Genomic DNA, 21,754 nt, shown 5'->3' with positions numbered 1-21,754 from the left:
TTCTTAATCACAGTTCCCGATTGGCATAAGTGCTCACATTCAATAATTTTCTATAGAAATCAGATAGAAGAAATATCTTCTAAATTATGATTAATTTATATACAGTTGTATTTTTTAAACTGACCTAATAAACATTTTTTTATATTAAAAATAAAATACTTAATCAAAACATCATTGCCAATCCGACAAACAGCAAGCCCCAAACTTGTTAGTTAAACTAAACAGTGATACAACATTGAAGCCTGATCTGAATTATCTTTTTTGATCAGATTAGGAGACATAAAAATAAAATGAATGGAACGATTTGGCTTTATGCATATTTCATTCTTCACTCAAGCACGACTACAAAAATGAAAAACAAAAAGGAATTATGTAATGAAATTGCTAAATTCTTTCTATGCTGCTGTTGGCATCGGTGTCACGATACTTGCGACTACCATTGGCATAGCAAATAAAACAATTAATCCAACACCAAATGTGACACCAGACTTAAGCTATTTAAGTCCTCAACCCGACCCAGTGACCTCCCCAGATGTCACGCTCCCAGGTACTCCCGTTGCATTAAAAAACACCCGACTCGGAACTAGACAATCTCCGAGTCAACCTCAAGTCCCATTACTTTCCAATGCCAATGCTCAATGGCAATTGTATGATCGACCTGCTGAATATCCCAAGTCGGTGACCTTGCCAGCACAGTGGATTACCATGCGTGATGGAACGCGAATCGCCACTTATGTCACGCTCCCTGCGGATGAGTCAGGTCGTCCTATCAATGCAAAATTCCCTGTGATTGTTATTCAAACGGCCTATAGCGCAGGGGTTGCAGGTAAGGTTTCAGCAATAGCAGGTGGTGCAGACCCGGAAATGGTGAAACGTGGCTACGCAACAGTCGTTGCAGATGTTCGTGGAACAGGCAACTCTACAGGTAAGTGGGAAGCTTTTGGTAAAGTCGAACAACAAGATGCTTATGAAATTATTGACTGGTCAAGTAAACAAAGCTTCTCTGATGGAAATGTCGGCTTATATGGCGTTTCTTATTTAGGAATCACGGCGATGCTGGGTGCAGCGACACAACATCCAGCAATCAAGGCAGCGCTCCCAATCGTACCTATGGGTGATGCGTACCGCGATATTCTTTTCAATGGCGGGCAGCTAAACACTAACTTCATTCCACTTTGGATGAGTTTAATTACACTGTTGGGTACTTTACCGATTGATACCTTGGTGCAAGACCCGATTACTGGAAAACTGACCGCACTCGATAAAATTATTAACAGTACAGAATTCCAAATACCGCTTTTTGCCAATGCTCTAAAAGGCAAAGCTGATGCTTTTGATAATGACTTTTGGCAAGAAAGATCGCTGTTAGAACAAGCCAATAATATTAAAGTTCCGACTTTTATTGTCGGGGGAACACGTGATTTGTTCCAACGCAGTGAACCGCTTTGGCATGAAGCATTAAAAGGTCATACCACAGTAAAAACCTTTATTGGACCTTGGGCACACATTCAAGCCGCACAACTTTTCCCAAGTTTGCCTAAAGGTAATGTACCGCGTTTAGACAAAATGCAACTTCAATGGTTTGATCAATATTTAAAAGGCATCAACACTGGCGCTGAAACTCTACCTAATGTCACACAATGGGTGCACGGTTATGACGATTATGTCGTCAGTACGGATTGGCCGCATGTAGCATTAGAACCTGATCGTTTATTCTTAAATACACGTGGAAATCTTGCAAAAGATCGACCAACGTCAAGCTCTGGTGAAAATTACTTATTACAAGCGCCAACTTTCGGTTTATGCTCAAGTACTGTTGAACAAGTTCTCATTGGTGCAACGTCTATCCTACCGTTCCCATGTCTGGAAAATAGCAACTTGGCAAATATTCCTGCGTCGGTCTTTAACTCAGTACCTTTAACTGAAGACTATTATTTAAATGGACCGATACAAGCTGACTTGTGGATTTCATCCAGCTCTAAAGACAGTGGTTTAGTCGTACGTGTATCCGATGTGGACCCAAGAACGGGCAATGCTAAAACATTAAGCACGGGTATTATCACAGCGTCCATGCGTAAAGTTGACGAATCACGTTCTCGTTATATCAAAGGACAAATGATTCAACCTTGGCATACATTTAAAGCATCGGATATTCAGCCTTTAGACAAAAACAAGCCAGTCTTGGTCAATATTGAGATTCCAGCAACTGCTGCGCTTATTCCGAAAGGACATCGTATTCAAATTTCGGTGGTTTCCAGTGATGTATGGAAAGGCGTTGCCCCATTATCAAGTTTAACTTCATCGCTTTTGGGATCGATTTCGATCTATTCGAATTCACAATACCCATCAAGCGTGGTTTTACCAAAAGTCCCGACTCAATATCTGAAGCATTAATTTTTAGATTTCTTATAAACAGCGTCTGAGCATGAATCAATGCTCAGACTTTTTTTATGTTGAATATATTGGTTTGATCAACACCTGTCTTAGAATCGGATGATAAACTTTACTTTTAATTTTATTGTCCACGATCCAATGCACACAATGTAGTGTTGTATCCTAAAAGCCTTTAAGCGATGCAAGATGAATAAAAATTGTAGCTTTAGTCATTAAAACTGCCGAAGCACAACGTTACAGATACATTTCAACATTGAAACAGCCCCATCGCTCATGTAGTTTGCTTGGAAACTGATAAAAAATTCAAAAGTTTTGTACAGATGAGGCGATTGAGTCACAGCGCCACCCATACAGAACCGAGAAGAGGATCCTTCATGAACATAATGAAAACGATGCTGGTAAGTTGTATTACGCTATACTCAGCAACTACATTTGCTCAAGACTCTACTTTAACGGGCAACAATCCTGCTTACGGTGACAATCCAAATTTAGCCAAAGTACTTGCAGTCAAAGCACAAGAGACTTTGCAAAATACAGCCAACACCGTTGATGATGCGACCAAGCGTGGTATTGCTAAAATCAAACCATCCGTCGATTCAGCTTGGCAAAACACCAAAGAATTCACCAATGAAAAAGCGATTGCATTACGTGACGGTGCTCGTCAAGGCGTGGATACAACTGTTAAATCTGTGCAGCATGCTAAACAGAACCTCGTCGGTGCAGGTGGTGTTCCCATCGAAAGAGGCAGTTTGAGTCAACCCAACCCAACGACAGCACCTGCTGTCACAGCCTCCCCTGCTCCAACTACTGCATCGGTCGCTTTACCCGTTCAAGAAAATTCAGTCAACCTTGAAACTGCGCAATCAGCCAACACCACGCTAGCAAGTCAAAATCAAGCACCTGAAGCAGAACCGACCATTCAGCGTCAAAGTGTTGCTTTACCTAATAGTGGAGCTACCACCTCTAGTCCAGCTGTAGATGACAGTGATGCAGGTGTCCCACGTTAAACCATGTCGTTTTATTCAAACCTAAGTGAAGTTTATTTATTAGGTTGAGTTTATTTATATCTCTTCAAGAAAAAAGGTGCTTCTCACAGCACCTTTTTTCTTGCTTAACTTCAGTTGACTTGACGGATCGTCTGACCCGCTTTAAATGCAGCTGCGTTTTCTTGTACTTGTTGCACAATGCGTTGACGTGCTTCAACGCTTCCCCATGCACTGTGTGGTGTAATAATGAGATTAGGGATATCCGAATTCAATAACACATTGCCTTGCTGAGGCGGTTCTATACTCAACACATCCGTCGCCGCCCCTGCGATTCTCCGATTTATTAGTGCTTCCGCCAATGCTTGTTCATTCACAATACCACCACGGGCACAATTAATTAAATATGCACTTTCTTTCATTAAACTGAATGCTTCTGCATCAATTAAGTCGCGTGTTGTTTCAGTTAATGGACAATGTAAGCTAATAAAGTCTGATTGACGCAGCAAGCTTTGTAGACTGACACGATCAGCGGCTGCAGGTCGTCCTGGTAAATGAGCCACAATCACCTTCATACCAAAGGCTTCAGCCAATTTCGCTACGGCTTGACCAAGTTCACCATAGCCCAAAATCCCTAAGGTCTTACCATTCAATTCAGCAATGGGGAAATCTAATAAACAAAATTGTGATGCTTTATTCCATTCACCCGCACGAACTGCACGATCATATTGAATAAAAGACGTTGCCAAGTTGAGCATCAACATCATGGTATGTTGAGCTACAGCGGCAGTACCATATGCCTGACAGTTACATACCACAATGTTTTGAGCTTTTGCTTGGATTAAATCGACATTATTGGTGCCTGTGGCTGAAATTAAAATTAATTTAAGCTGCGGTCGTTGTTGCATCATGCCTGCCGTAATCACCACTTTATTGGTCACCACCACATCTACATTCGCAATGCGTTCAAGCACTTGATCTGGATCAGTGCGCTCAAAGAATGTTACCTCATCAAAGACTTGATACCACCCCGAAAAATCTAAATCATTCTGATCGAGAGAGAATTGATCCAAAAAAACAGCTTTCACGTTGAACCTCAGCAATATTGATCTGCATTTCGACTGCAAGATTTTCATGATAATTCAACTGATTGTAAGCTTAATGGTAGGTCAATAACAGCTGATTTGACTGGTTTTTTGTCTCAGATTGCGTCGTTGCTGCACGGTGTGCTTTTAGGGAAAATTGATCTTCTTTCAGCGCATTTAAATATGCCGTTGCCAAACGATACGCCTCCTCACAAATACGTTCAGAAATCCGATCTTCTGTGTAATAACCATGTTTCATACAAGTAAAGATCATTTCAATAATGATCAACATACTGTCAGGTTGTTGCGGTAAATAATCATCTACCCGAATTGCTTTAAGTGCATCTCTTAAATCTTGACTGAACTGTTTGAGTTCCATTTGATGACGTAAATACACTTGTCGGTTCAGTGGACCTGACAATATTAATAATCGGGCCACAGCAGAGTCATTATAAAACTTGGCAGTGGTCTCAATCACAGCTGCAGCCACCATTCGACCATAAGCCGTCATACTTTCGTGCGGATGTTCTCGTATGACGTTTAAACCAGCTTCCTTAAGCAAGCTTACTAGTTTCTGCAAATACAACTGTGCCATATGATGCAACAGATCATATTTTGTTGGAAAGAACTGATAAATACTGGCTCTTGGAATGTTTGAAGCATTGGCAATTTCGGGAATTGAAATTGACTCTAAGCCCATTTTAACTAAAAGTTTTTCTGCAGTTTGAATCACCTGCATAACACGGCGATGTGTACGCGATTGTTTTGGAGGATTCATTCCTGTTTCAGTTTTTACAATTTTCTTTTTATTCATCTGTCCCACCTAAATTCCATTTATATGGGTTTTTTTGTGCTCAAGTAGACACGTCAAAGATGCATGAATATTCCGATATTCATAAATACATCATCATTTGAATCATTCAAATTCGTTATATATTGCCTGATCTTAGCAATGAAACAGAGTCATTCCATCGCTTTCGTTACAAAATAAACACGGGTAAATTTTAAACAATATCGCTTTTTACGACAGATTGAGACCTATCACACACTCTATATTTTTTACTTAAAGATAAAAAAAGCGCCGAAGCGCTTTGATCAATTGCTATGAAAAATTCAGGCTTACTCCACTGAAAATTTTTCTGCCTCACCAACAATGTCTGATTCAAAAATACAGTTTCCTAACTCATCGCAGTGCATATAAAGATGCTTATAACTGATACTAAAGAAACCTTCGCCCTTTTTCACAATCAAAGGGCTCATATCTGCACTGAGCGCATCATCCATTTTGATCAATTTGGTGACACGGCGATCATTCATACAAATGAGATAGTGCTGTTTTTTAATTTCAATCTGGGCCAATCCAGTACTTTCCACATGTAATGGAATAATGTACTTACCATTAATATCAATCACATGTTGTTCATAGCTTTCTAATTTTTGGGTGATCACGTTAAAGACCAACACTTTGCCAAAGCTGTCATGAAGTTGTGTTTTATTTTCAAACGGCAAATGAATCGAAATACCAAGCTTTTGTAGATCTTGTTCATCTACTCGTTTGTTGGTCAGCAAGATACGGGTAATCGTCTGTTTAAGACTGGCATCAAAAAAGCTACTGTCTAGTTGTAGATCGATGGTTTTTAAAATATTACCTAATGCTTCATTGTGAGTGCCAAGCAGATGTGCGATCACGCTTCGATAGTAAAATTTACTGTTCTTTTTAACTGCTCGAATCTGGCGATAAAAGTAGGTTGCATCAAATTCATGTTCAATAAAATCATGCAATAACGCAGAATTTGCTAATACAGCAACCGCATCATGACCCGTATAAGGTAAATGTAGTGTATTGAGTTGAGGAATAAGCGGCTTGATTTTTTCATAGTGCTCGCGATCCAGATCAAAGTAGGGATCATAAACCACGATATATTCTGCATCGGACGCAATATCTGTAGCGGCAATTTGCATGTCAGCATTGACCTTAGGATCGTAAAAATCAGTATAACGGCGGTCTTCAATTTCAGCAGGATTAATTGAATATTGCGGCACCATAGAGACCACACGTGCTGCGCCCAATAACTTACTGTACTTAATCGCTGCGTAGCCACCCATAGAACCACCATAAGCCACGACACGCTGAAATTGATTCAACAAAGGCGATATTTGCTCGATCAAAGCTTGCATGCTCTGTGATGGGAACCATGACTTTTGTTTTGGCATGATACCTATGACATTGTAGTCATATTTGGCTAAGGATTTTTCAGCATTAATGGCATTGCCTTTGGCACGACTGATCAAGTCACCAAAAGAGAGAACCAATGTTTCTGTTGTTCCTTTTAAATAAATTGCTCTGATGTGTTCGTCTTCAAATACTATTTGCTTATCCATTGCAATTCCAAAAAAGGGTTCTCATCATCTGGTTTGCAAAATGAATCAATCGTTCACTTGCTTACATCACATTGTCGGTGTCATATTTTATAGATACTGTTCAGATTAAAAAGCGCAAAATATGACACATTCACTTCATCCTGCTGCTGAAAATGGGTTTAGTTCTGCGGCTGAACTTTATCAACAAGTCCGACCAAATTATCCACAGGCTATCGTCACGTGGTTGAAAGATGAGTTGAATATTCATCCTGATGCAGTTGCGATTGACTTAGGTTCAGGGACAGGAAAATTCCTGCACTATCTAAAACAAGTCACCTCGAACATAATCGCCGTTGAGCCGATTCCAGCAATGCTCGAACAATTGAAAATAGTACATCCTGAGGTGAAGACACTACAAGCATCAAGCCATCAAATTGCGCAATCAACGCATAGTGTTGATGCTATTTTATGCGCACAATCATTTCATTGGTTTGCTGAACGACAAACATTGCAAGAAATGCATCGCCTTCTTAAACCCCAAGGGCATTTAGGTTTAGTCTGGAACCAACGAGATATCTCAGTGGATTGGGTCAAAGCATTGGCGGATTACATCGCACCTTTTGAGTCCGATACGCCACGCTTTCACAGTGACCAATGGCAAAATGTATTTCAGCAGCAAGAATTATTTGAATTCCAAAGTTTAAGCACCTTCACTCAGCATCAAGTCGGCAGTGTTGAACAGGTCGTCAGCAAACGACTCTTATCTACCAGTTTTATTGCGGCAATGTCAGCGGCAGACCAAGCAAAAATGAAAACAGCATTTGAGTCGATCATATTTAAACATAAGGGACTTACGCCCCATGACGAAGTTTCCTTTCCTTATATCACTTATGCCTATCACTATCGTGCGCGATAAACTAAACTTAATCTCGATCATTCATTAAAAAAACCAACAGAGGATTGACTCTCATGACGGCAAATCTTCACCCTATTCGACTTTCGATATTTGCACTCTGCTTGAGTATGCCTTTCATGCTCATTGGATGCCAAAAAACAGAACAAAACCCTCAGACCGAACAAAAAGAATCCGTTGATCCATCCGTTGAATTGAAAACACAAATCGAAGCACAGCCGATCAAATCGTTTGAATCCACTCCAAATGACGCTCATGACGTTGCTTTGCTGAATCAATATGATCAAAGTTTTGAGCAATTGAGCGATGAGCTAGATGAAGAACTTCAGCAATTAAAAGCAGATGGCAATTTAAATGCGGATATGGAGTTCCAGCGTAAACGAGATCTCATTCAGTCCTCCCTCAATATGTTGAAAGACTTAGATCTTAAGACGGAACAAGGTAGATATATTCAAGGCTTATTTTATCAATACTGGGAAAATCAGATTGAGGTCTATCAAGAGCTCGAACAGTCTCCCGAAGATGAGCTTCGAAATCCTAAAGATGCAATTCGAAATATGAGTGATTATTATACTGCGAAAGCCCAACTCCAACATTGGAGTCAAAATACTAGTGTCACGAAAGAACAATAGCGTACATAGTAAAAGTACAGCACAATTTTAGAAACGGTCTTCTGCCTGCTTAAGAAATACGTACTCGACATTGCCACGATGTTGGGACATCTGTTTGAGTACGGTCTTGAGCAACTTCCCAAGGTCGCACATACGCCAATTCAATGAGTTCCTGACCAGGCTTTAGCGCAGTCAGCTTCACTGTCTTTTCACCTCCAACGCCTACCATCGCTTTTGATTTTTCAGTGGCCAAATATTGTTCTTCAACTTTAAAGAGATGAAGCGGTTGCATGATTTGCCATTGATAACCCGCACTTGGATTTTCTGCTGCATTAAATTCTAAGGTTTCACCCACTTTCATCACCAATAGTGCAGGACAATTTTGCTGATCAGTATAGTGATGGGACTCCGCTTGCACTTCAGAGACTGAGTTTTGACATGCAGCAAGACTACTCCCGAGTACGCCAATACATAAACTTATCCATAAGGATGTCTTGCCAACGCTCATGATCCACACTCTCTCATTTATCTAATGATCAAAACTTTGAGCTGAAAATCATTTCAAACTCATCAATCTCAAATCATATTTAAATATTTCGCTTTTCTAACCATTCAATTGATTCGACGCGAATTAATTTGCATGCACCATCACCGATACCATTCCAATCCAAAGCTGACTTCCACACCAAATCTTTGGCATTGATTTGCACCAATTCCCCTTCTAAGCGCACCAGATCACCACGTTGAACTTTCTTAATCTCTTTCGCAATTTCTGGATTAGCCGGGATAATGTGCATGTTACTCACCAACTGTGTTGCTAAGCGTGGGTGAATCGGTGGTTTTGCCATTTTCCAATTTAAATAGCGGTCATACTGATTAATCGAAATTTGTCGTGCAATTTCAGGTTCTGTGAAAATACCGCGGGTCACTGCATAGTCGATAGGTGAAAATTGGGCTTGCGGATCATCGGTATATTCTTTTGAACCAAGAATACGAAATTCCCCTTCAAAGGGTTCCAATACTGAAATTTTTTGATCTGACGAAGCTGGCGGCAAACCATTGGCAATATTAAAGTCGCTCGACTTCACACTGGCAGAGCTATAAGCCGAAACACCACCAAGGGCGATACATAATGCGAGAACTAACTTTTTCAACAGACATCCATCCTTCTTTCTAAGTGTCAAAAACAACTCAACAGCAGCACATACATCTACTATGGAAAACATCCGACTGAATTGTATTTAACCTAAATCTATATGATCTATCTTAGAACTTCATTCTGAAAAGGAAATTGATGAACAGTAACAATCTATCGTGATTTAGTCACAATTTTGTCTACTGTTAAAAGTGTATTGAACGTGTAAAATAATCGAATAATGGAAGATGTTAAGAACAAAAATGATTTATAAATTTTATCAGCAACGAGTATTCCCTCATATTCTGAATCAAGTCATGCAGTTACCAAGTATGATGGATAGCAGACGCCGTCTTCTGCTTCCGATTCAAGGTGAGGTATTAGAAATCGGTTTTGGTACAGGAATTAACCTGCCATTTTATCAAGCTGTGCACAGTCTCTATGGGCTTGAACCGAGCCTAGATGTATACAAATTAGCTGAACAACGTATTCAAGATGCACCGTTCCATGTGGAACATGTTCATGCTAAAGCGGAAAATTTACCATTTGAAGATCAATCTATTCAACATGTCGTCAGCACATGGACATTATGTAGTGTGAGTCATGTTCAACAAGTTCTACATGAAATTAAACGTGTATTACGCATCGGTGGCACTTTGCATTTGGTTGAACATGTCGCTTACGATGCACAACAGCAAAAGAGTTTAAAGCGTCTTCAAGATCTTTTAACGCCAGTACAGAAAGTGATTGCTGATGGTTGTCATTTGAACAGAAATATCGAGCAAGCACTGCTTGATGCTGGCTTTGAGATTTCTGAACTCGATTATTTCGAAGCAGAAGAAGTGCCCAAAGTAGGTCGTCGCATGATGCTTGCTCGCGCGACTAAAACCAACTGATCACTTCTAAGTAGTGGATTATTGATCCAAGCTAGTCTTGAAAGTCGATACGGATCGTCTCAAAACGCACACGCCCTTCGGCAATTGCATTCGCAATTGCCGTCTGACCTTTGGTGAGCCGTGCTCCACCACTTTTAATATCAATCAATACAACTTCAATATCTTCTGCCGCGCCATCACCATCACGGAAATCTGTATATCCATCAAATACCACATAGTCGACAGGATCACCTAAGAATTTAGCATCACTTGGTAAATATTGAAATTCAGGCATAATCGGTGCTAACTGTTCAGCCATTTTACCTTTCAGTACCGCACGACTAGTATTTACACTGCGTTTTTGAGCAGCAGCTAATGCGTGTTGATGCTCAAGTTCAAGCTCTGCAATATATTGTTCATATTCTGCTTTGATACGGCCATTGCGGGTTGAGCTCAACATCATTATGGTGATTACCACGCCAATACAGGCGCCTATTAACATTGCCATCCAAATGGACATTGACGTTCTCTATGACTTGTTATGCGGACAATTTAAACAAGAACTAAACTTTTGTCATGTATGCGCGTTTTGGCTGATTTTAATGCTAAGCTAAGATTAGACCTTATTTGAAGCATGTATAATTTTAAACTCATGAAAACGATACTGATTGCCAACCAAAAAGGTGGCTGTGGAAAAACAATTTCTGCGATTACGCTTGCGACAGCACTCGCACAGAAAGGTTATAAAGTTGCATTGGCGGATGCGGACAATCAAAAATCTGCATTGCAATGGTTAAAGCAGCGCCCAGAATCAGCAACACACATTCAAAGTTTAGACTGGCGCCATGAAAAATCGATTGGTGATGCACCGAAAAATCTTGATTATCTGATTATTGATGCTCCAGGCGCATTAACAGGTGAGCACGCTGAACAATTAATTGCAGAATGTCATGCAGTGGTCACACCTCTGCAACCTTCTTTTTTTGATATCGACAGCACGCGTCGCTTCTTAAAACACATCCATGACATTAAACGTATTCGGAAAGGTAAAGTTCAAGTTCATTTGGTGGCAAATCGTGTCAAACCAAATAGTCAGAGTGCTCAAGAGATCCAACAGTTCTTTACCAAGATTGATCAACAACCTGTTGCTTGGATTTCTGAACGAACAGCTTATGGTCAATTGGCGATGCAGGGTCTCAACATTTTTGATAAAAATCAAAAAACTTATTTATCAATACAACAACAATGGCAACCCTTGTTAGATGTTTTAATTGATGATCCAAGTGATTGGTTCTAAATAAAGAATCCAGATTGTCGTCGCACTTTTTTTTCATTTTCATATATGATGTTAAATGCATACTCGAAATGAATCAGATGTGCGGCAGATACGTTTGAAAATCAAGAATATAGATCAGAGACTTTAGTGCAAGATTTTAATCCAACTTTACAGCGTGTACTTTTATTTGGCTTGTTTTTTATTCTGCTTTATTTGGGATATGACATTGTCAAATACTTTATCGTACCTGTGTTATGGGCTTGTATTATCGCCTATATGACTTGGCCTTTATACAAACGTATTCTCGCTTGGTGTGGTAATCGACCTACATTGGGTGCGTCTGTTATGACATGCTTATTGGCACTCGTTGTCGGTTTACCGTTCACTTTTGCTATCTTCTTACTTCAACATGAAGGTCGAAACTTATTCTTTGATTTACAGCGCCAACTGGCTTCTGGTCATATCACCGTTCCTGATGTGATACGTGAATTACCCATTGTAGGTAAAGAAGTTTCTCGAATTGTACGTGACATCAATGCCGACCCAAATGCACTTTTTAGTAATATTAGTGTATGGATTCAAGGACATTTAAATTACGGTAAATTCGTGATTAGCGAAATTACCAAAAATTTAGTCAAACTTGGTTTCGCCATGCTCTCTCTATTTTTCTTTTACCGTGATGGACAAACGATTGTTCAACAGGTCAGTAAAGCGATGGAGAAAGTCATTGGTCCACGTATCCAACATTATATCGACACGATCTCTGAAACAACGCGTGCAGTGGTATATGGTGTTGGTTTGACTGCCGTTGCACAGTCGATATTGGCAGGAATCAGCTATTACGTTGCTGGTGTTCCAAATCCAATGCTTTTAACCATTATGACCTTTATCATGGCGCTGATTCCTTTTGGTCCTCCAGTGGCATATGGTGCTGTTTCACTGTGGTTATTTTCACAAGGTCAAACCGTTGAGGCGATTGGCGTAATGGCTTGGGGCGTTTGTGTGGTGAGTACAGCCGACAATGTCATTCGTCCTTTGGTCATTTCAGGTGCTACTCAAATTCCGTTCTTATTGATCATGTTTGGTGTACTGGGGGGGTTAGCGAGCTTTGGGTTAGTTGGACTCTTTATTGGTCCTGTAATTCTCGCCATTCTTTTAGCCATTTGGCGTGAATGGTTACATGAAACACTGGAACCAGAACCCGTGCCTAAAGCCACGATGGCCTACGATCAAGACAATGAAACACCACTCTCATAAGTGGTGTTTTATTTTTACTGATAAGAAATCTATACAATCAAATACTTAAATCGTTCTTGTTGCTAAATGCCAAATTTGTTTCAATGCGTTATCACTTACATGGAACAAGGATAGAACAGCATGCAAATGCAATCGAAAGTTTCAGCGTTCAAAATTTCTATGCTCAGTGCATTGCTGAGTTTAAGCTTTGTAGGATGTGCGGCAACGCAAAATACATCTGCATCCAAAGAATCCAACACTAAAATCCAAACCATTCCTGTAAATGCGGTGAGTGCTCAAGGAGTTCATGATCAAATTGGAACGATTAGCTTCCAAGATAGTGACAAAGGTCTTGTGATCACAACGGACTTAACTAAATTATCACCTGGATATCACGGGTTCCATATCCATGAAAAAGGCTCATGTGAACCTGCTGAAAAAGATGGAAAAATGGGTGCTGCGCTTGCCGCTGGTGGACATTACAATCCAAATCAAGCGCCTGGGCATGGTACGCCAAACGATGGTCATCTAGGTGACTTACCAGTGTTAAATGTTGACGCGTCAGGTAATGCAAAAACACAAGTGATTGCACCACGTCTTACACTTGCAGACATTCAAGGTCTATCCATCATGGTACATGCAGGTGGTGACAATTATTCAGACCAACCTAAACCACTAGGTGGTGGGGGTGATCGTATAGCATGTGGTGTTATACGCTAAGCTACACCCAAGACTCATCAAAGGATTAAGCTCTAGCTTAGTCCTTTTTTTATTTCGCTGATGATCTATAAAATGTTGTGAGTATCACTTCATATTCATCTTTATAGACATGATTGACATATTAGCTTATTTTAAATCTACTATCATAAAAAACGATTATTATAAATTATATTTCCCTTAAACAATGCGATCTAGTCCACATAGATTCTAACTTTGCTACAACAACGATTAGGTAAAATAGGATGTCTTCTTTTGTGGGGTTTGAGAATGAATATTAAGTCCTTACGTATTATTGGTTTACTTGAAGGGATTTCATTCCTACTACTGCTTTTTTTTGCCATGCCAATGAAATATATGTTAGATCAGCCTATTTATGTGAAATATATTGGCATGGGACATGGCGTTCTATTTGTGTTGTTTTTAGTCGTATTATTTGTGGTATGCGAGAAGCAAAAATGGTCTATCAATGTATTTATTCTTGGGCTGATAGCTTCCGTTCTACCCTTTGCCCCTTTTATTTTTGATCGTAAACTCAAACATCTCGAACAAATACAATGATTAAAAAATCCTCCACAAGGAGGATTTTTTTATGCTGAAGTGGCTCTTTCTTGCATGATCTGATGAGCAATTTTTCTTGGAGCACTAAACCACAGTGCAATAAGGATAAAACAAGCCAATGCATATGCCATCGTGCCGTAAGATTCATACATAATGCGTACAATTTCGATCACAACAAAGAATGCAATCATCATAATCATTCCTACTGCGGCAGCAACAGTTCCTTTAGATACCTCAGATGCATCTAAACTGAAACGATAAAGCACAGAAAAACTGCAGCCCTCACCAAAACTGATTAAGGTCATACCGATAATTAAGCACCATAACAAATAATCCTGCCAAATCGCACCTGCCAAAACAATAAGCGTTCCAACCAACATCAACGGCAATGCAACTAGCACGGTCTTTCCTACCGCATAGCGATCAATGACGCGAATCAGGACAATATTTCCAATAATTAAACCACCCAATACAGGCACCTGTGCATAGCCATATTGCATATTGGTCAGACCGAGCTGTTCGACCAAAATTACAGGTGACATAGCGATCCACAAAATCAGTGGAATTGAGACCATGGGTACAGATAAAGCCAAGCCCATGAATTTTTTATTTTTAAAAATGGCTTTGAAGTCATCCCATACATAGCTTAATGGTTGCTTTGGAATACTCAAATGCTGCTCAGGCATTTTTGCTTTAAGACCAAACCAACTTAAGGTTGCTAAAAAGGCAATCCCAATGAAACCCCAATGCCAAGACACATGGTCTATCATAAATGCGCCTAGCACAGGACCAAGTAATGGTGCGATCAATGAAATATTCGCCATTAAAGCCATGACTTTAATCGCATCTCTTTCTTCAAAAATTTCTTGGATGGCAGCATAACCCACAGCTGAAATAATGGTCAGCCCAATCCCTTGTAAAAAACGAAATGCAAGAAATTGCTCTATAGACTGGGTGAATAAAATGAGCAAACAGCAGACCACAAAAAAGAAAACACCACCAAGGAGTACTTTTTTACGACCTAAGCGATCTGATAACGGTCCTAAAAACCACGCCAAACATGCTCCACCCAATAAAAAGAAAGACATGGATGATGGCGCCCACTCACTGCCTACACCAAACTCACGTGTAATCGTAAGCATCGCAGGTTGTACAAGATCATTACAGATATAGACTGAAAATTCGAAGAGCACCAATGCCAAAGGGAACATAATTGTTGCCCGACTTAAGGTTGCTTTACTCACCTTTTGCATGTTTTTTTCACATGTTTGAATATTTTTTGGGAAGCGTAGTTTACGTGAAATGCATCACAATGCCATGACAAAGTTTTGCGTTTTTGTAACCCTGAATTGCGAAACAAAGTCTGAAAATTAAACGAAAATTTAATCTTTATCGCAAATCAATTTCTCACCTAAACATTGACATCATTTGGCATCAATTGCATGACTTTTCAAAAAAGTACCATGCTTCATTTCCTCAATCGCTTCAACAATCTCATCTTGCGTATTCATGACATAAAAACCACGCCCGACTAAAGGTTCGTTCAGCGGCTGCCCCATGAGATATAAAATTTTGCTATCAGACAATGTGGTGAATTCAACGTTTTCACCATGACTTGAAAACACCGCCATTCCCTGATCAGTCAGCAATTCATCATCTATGCCAAATTCAACTTTACCACGGCGCATATACATCAGTGTGGTATCCAAATGTCCTGCTGGTAATGTGAGTGTGTGACCTGCTTTTAAATCCAAATCCAAAACCAGCAAAGGACTATGGACTAATGCTGGTCCTTTCACTTGCATAAAGGCTCCAGCAATGACACGCGCAGTACCCGCATTATGAGCTAAATCTACAACCGGGATATTAGATTTGAGTAAGCTTTGATAACGCGGATTCGATTTTTTTGCAGTTGCTGGCAAATTCACCCACAGCTGAATCATTTCAAATCGTCCACCTTCTCGTGAAAATGTCTCACTAAATTTTTCTTTATGAATAATGCCTGATGCAGCAGTCATCCACTGTACATCACCTTTCTGAATAACTCCTCCACCACCCTGCGAATCCCAATGCTCTAACTCACCTTCATACACGAACGTGACTGTCTCAAAACCACGGTGCGGATGCTCTTCAACACCTTTACGCAGTTGAGAGGGTTTCAACATACCGGGACCAATATGATCGAGAAGTAAAAATGGGGATACTGTATTTCCGAGTTCATAGTGTGAAAAAACAGACACAACCGGATTAAAGTCTCCAACTGAAAAATGACTGTCGTTACGATGGATAAAAGCGAGTGTTTTCATTTTTAATCTTATTTATTGAATGACTTTAGTTTAATGCGGTTTTAGATTTCCCTCTACGTTAATTTTATGATGCTTTCAGTTGTGTTTTATCAATTGAAATATTTTTGTCATCAAAATTTGATGCAATTTGAAACATATAAAATGTTAGAAATCATCTAATCTGAACATTCACCACTGATCAATATGAAACTTTTAATTACTTAATGTTCATATGGATTAATTCCACAAAGCAAAGGATCTGCAGACTCGATAAAACACTTGTTTTGTCGATGTAATCTCTCAGTACACCTTGAGCTTTTAGAACTATGTCAAAATGCTACATACCAATTAAAAATCGCTGGCGACATCATCATGAAGCTTCGATTCTATCGCTCGTCGGTGGTTGGCTAAATACCGTTGGATTTATTTCATTATTTGGCATTTATACCAATCATGTTACTGGCTATATCGTGACTGCAGGCAAAGAAACGATCTTGGGAGGATTAGGACTGTGGGCTCTTTTTATTGGCATTTTCGTAGTTACGATTGGTATTACTGCGTGGTGTGAACAACGTTGGAAAGACAAGTATCCGAACATCTTACTGGGGTTCTTTATTGCAGAGACAATACTGTTAACGCTCTTCTGCTGGCGGGACTTAATTTCAGCCCCTTTTATACTTTGGCTGAATTTAGCGCAATACTTACCGCAACATTGGGCATTGCTGCAATGGGAATTCGAAATGCCATTATCCGAACATTACTATCTACAATGGCTACCTCAACCTTAATGACGGGCAATCTTGCTCAACTCACCATTGATTGTACTATTGCTTATGGGGCACCTCATGTATCAGAAGAACGCAAACAAGTTGCCAAACAAAATATTCTAAAAATCTTACCGACTATTTTATCCTTCAGTTCAGGTGCAATATTAGGTGCGATTACTTATATGTTGTTTGGCTTCTTATGTATGATTTTTCCCATTTTAGCGATGGGCTATATTTGCTATCGTGAGTGGCGCTTCTCGTCTACTCATCCTTATTCGACTCAATAATGCATGCAATAAAAAAGGCATAACTCACTATGCCTTTTTAAACCGAATTTCTGGTCTGATGTCATGGACAAAGCGCAGTTTGGAAAGATTTTGTATTTTTTCCTCGCACACATTTGTATTCCGTTTTCTTATTAACTTGCTGCCATTTACCATCGTTCAATTTAAAACTATAGATAAAGCGCTCGGCAGCAATTGAGTCATCCATCAAGCCTGTTTGTGTCACTTTGACTTCGGCTACGGTCGGTGCTTCGGCACGATTAAAATACTGACGTAATTCAACAGTCGCAAGCTCATTGCGTAATTCAGGATGTAGCTTCAAGACTTGCTCTAAAGGAGTGTCATTCCCATGTACTTTAGAAATAACATTTTTCGTAGTAGCACACCCCGTGAGCATCATACTAACTAGACCAACTGTGGTCATTATTTTCATCATCATTGTTTTACTCAGTTCGTCATTGATCTTTTACATATGATGTTCTGAACTGTTGTGACAAAAAAGAACAGATATGTATGTTATTTTTTCTAAAGCTCATTAAAAATGATTAATAGAACGAGAAATACGAATAAAAAATGCAGCATATTGATGCTACATTTTTGAATTTAAACAGTTCAAATGACGCTCGTAACAATTTTATGGAAAATTTCGAAAGTAAATTTTTAAGGGCATAATTTATTATGAAAGTTTGTAGTATCTGGTCCACGACCACATTTCCAAGTTTCATCTTTTGATATTTCTTTCCACTCACTATTAATGTATTCAAATTGGTAAGTTTCACGTTGTGCAGAAACAGAGTCATCCGCTAGTCCACCATAGGTGACAGTTACTTTTGCATGAGATTTTCCAGATTCAGGTGTATCGAATTCCTGTTGTAAATCTACTGTTCTCATATCTTCAAAGCTTTGAATTTTCCGATACACTTGATCTAAAGGAGAGTTTTGAACAGAATTGGCATTTTGTTTCGACGTTTCTACTTGACCAGCTTCAGAATTATGATTTTTAGTATTGATCTCATTCGACTGTTTTTGACCTATACATGCATTAAGTGAAAGTGCAATTGCACTTAGAAAAATTATTCTTTTTAACATTAAAATTTCTCGTGAAATAAAAAACAGCATGACAAGCATGCTGTTTTTTAGAACTTATTTATAGATAGATTTTGTTTCACAAATCAAACAACTTCCCTGGATTCATAATCCCATTTGGATCAAATACTTGTTTGAGTGCTTTCATATATTCAATTTCTTCAGCTGAACGTGTGTACTCAAGATATGGCTTCTTCGTCATACCCACACCATGTTCCGCAGAAATTGAACCATCATACTTTTTCACAGTATCAAATACATACTTGTTCACCACCTGACATTTAGCAAAGAATTCATCTTTGGTTAAATTTTCAGGCTTTAAGATATTTAAGTGCAAGTTACCATCGCCAATATGACCAAACCAGCAAATTTCAAAGTCAGGATAATTGTCAGCAACAATTGCATCAATTTCTTTAATGAATGCAGGTACGTGTGTGATGAGCACTGAAATATCATTTTTGTATGGGATAAATGGTGCGATTGACTCAGAAATATCTTCACGCAGACGCCATAAGCTTTCTACTTGGTCTAAGCTTTGACTAAGCACGCCATCAAGTACCCAACCTTGTTCCATACAATGCTCAAAGATTTCCATTGCCTTGTCCATAATTGGCTCAAATGGCGCTTCAAACTCAAGCAATACATAAAATGGGCATTCGGTTTCAAATGGACGTTGCACGTGACCATTTGCCAATACTTTTTGCATCGCAAGTTCACCGAAGAACTCGAACGCAGTTAAATCAATTTTCGCTTGGAACGCGTGAAGAACTGGCATCACGGCATCAAAGTCAGGTACACCAAGCACCATCACTTGCAAATCTTGTGGTTGACGCTCAAGTTTAATTTCCGCTTCGGTCACTAAGCCTAACGTACCTTCACCACCAATAAATAAGTGTTGCAATGCATAACCTGTCGCATTCTTGATCATGCCTTTGTTTAAACGCAGCACATCACCTTTACCAGTGACCACAGTAAGACCGAGTACCCAGTTACGTGTCATACCGTATTTAATGACTTTAATACCGCCTGCATTAGTACCGATGTTACCGCCGATTTGTGATGAACCAGCTGAAGCGAAATCAACTGGATAATACATACCTTGTTCTTCAGCATAGTTCTGAAGTTGCTCAGTGACCACACCTGCTTGTACACGTACCATACGGTCTGCTGGGAAGAATTCCAAAATTTGGTTCATCTTATCCATGCTGACCACGATTTCACCGTTGGCAGCGACAGCACCTGCAGAAAGACCAGTACGACCACCTGATGGTGTCACAGCAACATTAAATTGGTTTGCTAGTTTCACAATTGCCTGAACTTGTTCAGTCGTCGAAGGAAAAACGATGACTGATGGGTTTGGATCAAAATGTTTAGTGTGATCGCGTCCCCAATTTTGTAGGCTGTCCGCATCAGCTTTGATACGGTTTTCACCAACAATTGACGTTAATTGAGTCAATAACTCTGGGGTTAAAGCAACTGGAGCATTCATCGTTTGCAGACCTAGCAAGAAAGATACAAGTTGTAGATTGCTTAAAAAACAAACCTTTAATTAAGATTTTAAAAGCGTATTTGTTAAGCGAATGTGAAGAAAATATCACCACGACTGGATGAGTCAATTTCACGATTGTGCATTATAAAGCATTTTCCCATGAAACCCCGATAAAATCAGACATTTTGCGAATGTTACTTAGATATGATGCAGTTAATTCAACCGCAGTTTGTCTGATAAGGACTATATCTTGCAAAAATATCCATAGCTCAAGTCATAAAGGAAATGTATATAGCACGCTCACGTATGCTATCATACTGCCACTAAATTTGGCCTTTGTAGCGGAGCCGTAATGAGCCAACATCTCTCTTTGCCTAAAGATAAAATTCGTTTCCTATTGTTAGAAGGCGTTCACCAAAACGCAATCGACACTTTGAATGCTGCTGGATACACCAACATTGACTATCGTAAAACTGCGCTTGAAGGTGAAGCGCTGAAAGAAGCGATTAAAGATGCTCACTTCATCGGTATTCGTTCGCGCACACAATTAACTGAAGAAGTTTTTGAAGCTGCGAATAAATTGATCGCGGTCGGTTGTTTCTGTATTGGTACAAACCAAGTGAACTTGAATGCTGCGATGAGCCGTGGTATTCCAGTGTTCAACGCACCATACTCAAATACTCGTTCTGTTGCTGAACTTGTATTAGCTGAAGCTATTCTTCTCCTTCGTCGTGTACCTGAAAAATCTACAGATACACATGCAGGTGGTTGGAACAAATCTGCAGTAGGTTCATTTGAAACACGCGGTAAAACTTTAGGTATTGTGGGTTACGGTTCAATTGGTTCACAACTTTCTGTACTTGCTGAAAGCATGGGTATGAAAGTGATTTACTTTGATACAGTAACAAAATTACCTTTAGGTAATGCTCGCCAAGTTGGCTCAATGGGCGAACTTCTTGCAAATGCTGATGTTGTATCACTACACGTGCCAGATGTTCCTTCTACACGTAATTTCATGACCAAAGAGCAATTTGCTCAGATGAAACAAGGTTCAATCTTCATCAATGCTGCACGTGGTACATGTGTAGTAATTGAAGATTTAGCTGATGCTCTGAAATCAGGTCATTTGGCTGGTGCTGCTGTTGACGTATTCCCGAAAGAGCCTAAAGCGAATGGTGAAGAGTTTATTTCTCCACTACGTAATATCCCGAACGTGATTTTAACACCGCACGTGGGTGGTTCTACGATGGAAGCTCAAGCAAACATCGGTCTAGAAGTTGCAGAGAAATTCGTTGCTTACTCTGACAAAGGTATGACATTGTCAGCAGTTAACTTCCCTGAAATTGCGCTTCCGTTGACTGAAGGTAAACACCGTTTACTTCACATTCACAAAAATATTCCAGGCGTGTTGTCTAAAATCAACAACCTGTTTGCTGAACACGGCATTAACATCTCTGGTCAGTCTCTTATGACCAAAGGTGATGTGGGTTATTTAGTCATGGATGTTGATGCTACAGCTTCTGCTGAAGCACTTGATACACTTCATAACGTAGAAGGTACAATCCGCGCTCGCGTATTGTTCTAATCTCTAATACGTTTGGAAAACCACAGCTTTTTCGAGCTGTGGTTTTTTTATGGTGTCTCATCTGAGTTGACGTTAGCTCCGCCAACTTAGATGAAAGATATCCCTTTCTAA

General features: G+C 39.7%; 23 protein-coding genes. 12 read left to right on the top strand and 11 right to left on the bottom strand.

Translation table 11 applies throughout. The features are described 5' to 3' along the window. Nucleotides 1-375: 375 nt before the first annotated feature. On the top strand, nt 376-2,394 hold the full coding sequence (locus tag AC1M9D_RS05330) for a CocE/NonD family hydrolase (RefSeq protein ID WP_481611662.1): 2,019 nt from the start codon (nt 376-378) through the stop codon (nt 2,392-2,394). A gap of 374 nt (nt 2,395-2,768) precedes the next feature. Then, entirely contained in the window at nt 2,769-3,401 is a 633-nt protein-coding gene (locus AC1M9D_RS05325; protein WP_481611661.1) for a hypothetical protein, read from the top strand. Nucleotides 3,402-3,511: 110 nt separating this feature from the next. Here the strand turns inward: AC1M9D_RS05325 and AC1M9D_RS05320 are convergent, their stop codons facing one another. From AC1M9D_RS05320 to AC1M9D_RS05310, 3 genes are all read right to left on the bottom strand, one after another. After that, nucleotides 3,512-4,465, bottom strand: coding sequence for a 2-hydroxyacid dehydrogenase (locus AC1M9D_RS05320; RefSeq protein WP_481611660.1), 954 nt, complete (start codon nt 4,463-4,465; stop codon nt 3,512-3,514). A 70-nt stretch (nt 4,466-4,535) separates the two neighbouring features. Beyond that, nucleotides 4,536-5,276, bottom strand: coding sequence for a TetR/AcrR family transcriptional regulator (locus tag AC1M9D_RS05315; RefSeq protein WP_481611659.1), 741 nt, complete (start codon nt 5,274-5,276; stop codon nt 4,536-4,538). A 305-nt stretch (nt 5,277-5,581) separates the two neighbouring features. Then, on the bottom strand, nt 5,582-6,844 hold the full coding sequence (locus tag AC1M9D_RS05310) for a hypothetical protein (protein ID WP_481611658.1): 1,263 nt from the start codon (nt 6,842-6,844) through the stop codon (nt 5,582-5,584). Between the two features lie 121 nt (nt 6,845-6,965). On the opposite strand from AC1M9D_RS05310, the gene AC1M9D_RS05305 reads away from it, so the two are divergent. Continuing rightward, complete coding sequence (locus AC1M9D_RS05305; RefSeq protein WP_481611657.1) at nt 6,966-7,739, top strand: class I SAM-dependent methyltransferase; 774 nt, start codon at nt 6,966-6,968, stop codon at nt 7,737-7,739. A 53-nt stretch (nt 7,740-7,792) separates the two neighbouring features. Next, nucleotides 7,793-8,368, top strand: a complete 576-nt coding sequence (locus AC1M9D_RS05300) for a hypothetical protein (protein WP_481611656.1) — start codon at nt 7,793-7,795, stop codon at nt 8,366-8,368. 49 nt (nt 8,369-8,417) lie between these two features. Here AC1M9D_RS05300 and AC1M9D_RS05295 read toward each other — a convergent pair whose 3' ends face one another. Then, nucleotides 8,418-8,855, bottom strand: a complete 438-nt coding sequence (locus tag AC1M9D_RS05295) for a protease inhibitor I42 family protein (protein ID WP_481611655.1) — start codon at nt 8,853-8,855, stop codon at nt 8,418-8,420. Nucleotides 8,856-8,934: 79 nt separating this feature from the next. Beyond that, on the bottom strand, nt 8,935-9,501 hold the full coding sequence (locus AC1M9D_RS05290; RefSeq protein WP_481611654.1) for a hypothetical protein: 567 nt from the start codon (nt 9,499-9,501) through the stop codon (nt 8,935-8,937). A gap of 244 nt (nt 9,502-9,745) precedes the next feature. Between AC1M9D_RS05290 and AC1M9D_RS05285 the strand changes: the two genes are divergently transcribed. Next, nucleotides 9,746-10,378: a class I SAM-dependent methyltransferase gene (locus tag AC1M9D_RS05285; protein ID WP_481611653.1), complete on the top strand. Its 633-nt coding sequence runs from the start codon at nt 9,746-9,748 to the stop codon at nt 10,376-10,378. Nucleotides 10,379-10,409: 31 nt separating this feature from the next. On the opposite strand, the gene AC1M9D_RS05280 is transcribed toward AC1M9D_RS05285, so the two are convergent. Next, a complete protein-coding gene (locus AC1M9D_RS05280; protein ID WP_481611652.1) occupies nt 10,410-10,877 on the bottom strand; it encodes a Holliday junction resolvase-like protein in 468 nt (155 codons plus the stop codon). 132 nt (nt 10,878-11,009) lie between these two features. Between AC1M9D_RS05280 and AC1M9D_RS05275 the strand changes: the two genes are divergently transcribed. The 4 genes from AC1M9D_RS05275 (at nt 11,010) to AC1M9D_RS05260 (ending at nt 14,147) form a co-directional block, all read left to right on the top strand. Continuing rightward, complete coding sequence (locus AC1M9D_RS05275) at nt 11,010-11,654, top strand: ParA family protein (RefSeq protein ID WP_179998757.1); 645 nt, start codon at nt 11,010-11,012, stop codon at nt 11,652-11,654. Nucleotides 11,655-11,780: 126 nt separating this feature from the next. Next, nucleotides 11,781-12,890 (top strand): AI-2E family transporter, encoded by a 1,110-nt coding sequence (locus tag AC1M9D_RS05270; RefSeq protein WP_481587358.1) that lies wholly within the window; start codon nt 11,781-11,783, stop codon nt 12,888-12,890. Nucleotides 12,891-13,010: 120 nt separating this feature from the next. After that, nucleotides 13,011-13,589 (top strand): superoxide dismutase [Cu-Zn] SodC, encoded by a 579-nt coding sequence (gene sodC / locus AC1M9D_RS05265; protein ID WP_481611651.1) that lies wholly within the window; start codon nt 13,011-13,013, stop codon nt 13,587-13,589. Between the two features lie 267 nt (nt 13,590-13,856). Further along, a complete protein-coding gene (locus tag AC1M9D_RS05260; protein WP_179998758.1) occupies nt 13,857-14,147 on the top strand; it encodes a DUF3817 domain-containing protein in 291 nt (96 codons plus the stop codon). 29 nt (nt 14,148-14,176) lie between these two features. Here AC1M9D_RS05260 and craA read toward each other — a convergent pair whose 3' ends face one another. Together craA and AC1M9D_RS05250 are read right to left on the bottom strand one after the other, a co-directional pair. Then, nucleotides 14,177-15,400 carry a chloramphenicol efflux MFS transporter CraA gene (craA, locus tag AC1M9D_RS05255; RefSeq protein WP_481611650.1) on the bottom strand — a complete coding sequence of 408 codons (1,224 nt, stop codon included), beginning with the start codon at nt 15,398-15,400 and terminating at the stop codon, nt 14,177-14,179. A gap of 171 nt (nt 15,401-15,571) precedes the next feature. Then, nucleotides 15,572-16,453, bottom strand: a complete 882-nt coding sequence (locus AC1M9D_RS05250; RefSeq protein ID WP_481611649.1) for a pirin family protein — start codon at nt 16,451-16,453, stop codon at nt 15,572-15,574. A gap of 305 nt (nt 16,454-16,758) precedes the next feature. Here AC1M9D_RS05250 and AC1M9D_RS05245 point away from each other — a divergent pair, with 305 nt between their 5' ends. Both AC1M9D_RS05245 and AC1M9D_RS05240 read left to right on the top strand, forming a co-directional pair. Next, the gene (locus AC1M9D_RS05245) at nt 16,759-17,220 is read left to right on the top strand and encodes a DUF1275 family protein (RefSeq protein ID WP_481611648.1); all 462 of its coding nucleotides are present in this window, start codon (nt 16,759-16,761) and stop codon (nt 17,218-17,220) included. Continuing rightward, on the top strand, nt 17,160-17,486 hold the full coding sequence (locus AC1M9D_RS05240; RefSeq protein ID WP_481611647.1) for a DUF1275 family protein: 327 nt from the start codon (nt 17,160-17,162) through the stop codon (nt 17,484-17,486). Before AC1M9D_RS05245 ends, AC1M9D_RS05240 begins: the two co-directional genes overlap by 61 nt. 61 nt (nt 17,487-17,547) lie before the next feature. Here the strand turns inward: AC1M9D_RS05240 and AC1M9D_RS05235 are convergent, their stop codons facing one another. The 3 genes from AC1M9D_RS05235 to AC1M9D_RS05225 form a co-directional block, all read right to left on the bottom strand. Beyond that, complete coding sequence (locus tag AC1M9D_RS05235; protein ID WP_228133217.1) at nt 17,548-17,907, bottom strand: hypothetical protein; 360 nt, start codon at nt 17,905-17,907, stop codon at nt 17,548-17,550. A 236-nt stretch (nt 17,908-18,143) separates the two neighbouring features. Further along, entirely contained in the window at nt 18,144-18,572 is a 429-nt protein-coding gene (locus AC1M9D_RS05230) for a hypothetical protein (RefSeq protein ID WP_481596176.1), read from the bottom strand. Nucleotides 18,573-18,648: 76 nt separating this feature from the next. Continuing rightward, a complete protein-coding gene (locus tag AC1M9D_RS05225; protein ID WP_481611646.1) occupies nt 18,649-20,058 on the bottom strand; it encodes an FAD-binding oxidoreductase in 1,410 nt (469 codons plus the stop codon). Nucleotides 20,059-20,410: 352 nt separating this feature from the next. On the opposite strand from AC1M9D_RS05225, the gene serA reads away from it, so the two are divergent. Continuing rightward, the gene (gene serA / locus AC1M9D_RS05220; RefSeq protein WP_035264273.1) at nt 20,411-21,643 is read left to right on the top strand and encodes a phosphoglycerate dehydrogenase; all 1,233 of its coding nucleotides are present in this window, start codon (nt 20,411-20,413) and stop codon (nt 21,641-21,643) included. The last annotated feature ends 111 nt before the right edge of the window (nt 21,644-21,754 follow it).

The organism is Acinetobacter sp. ANC_7682 (assembly GCF_056779795.1).
This window is presented reverse-complemented; position numbering and strand designations above follow the sequence as displayed.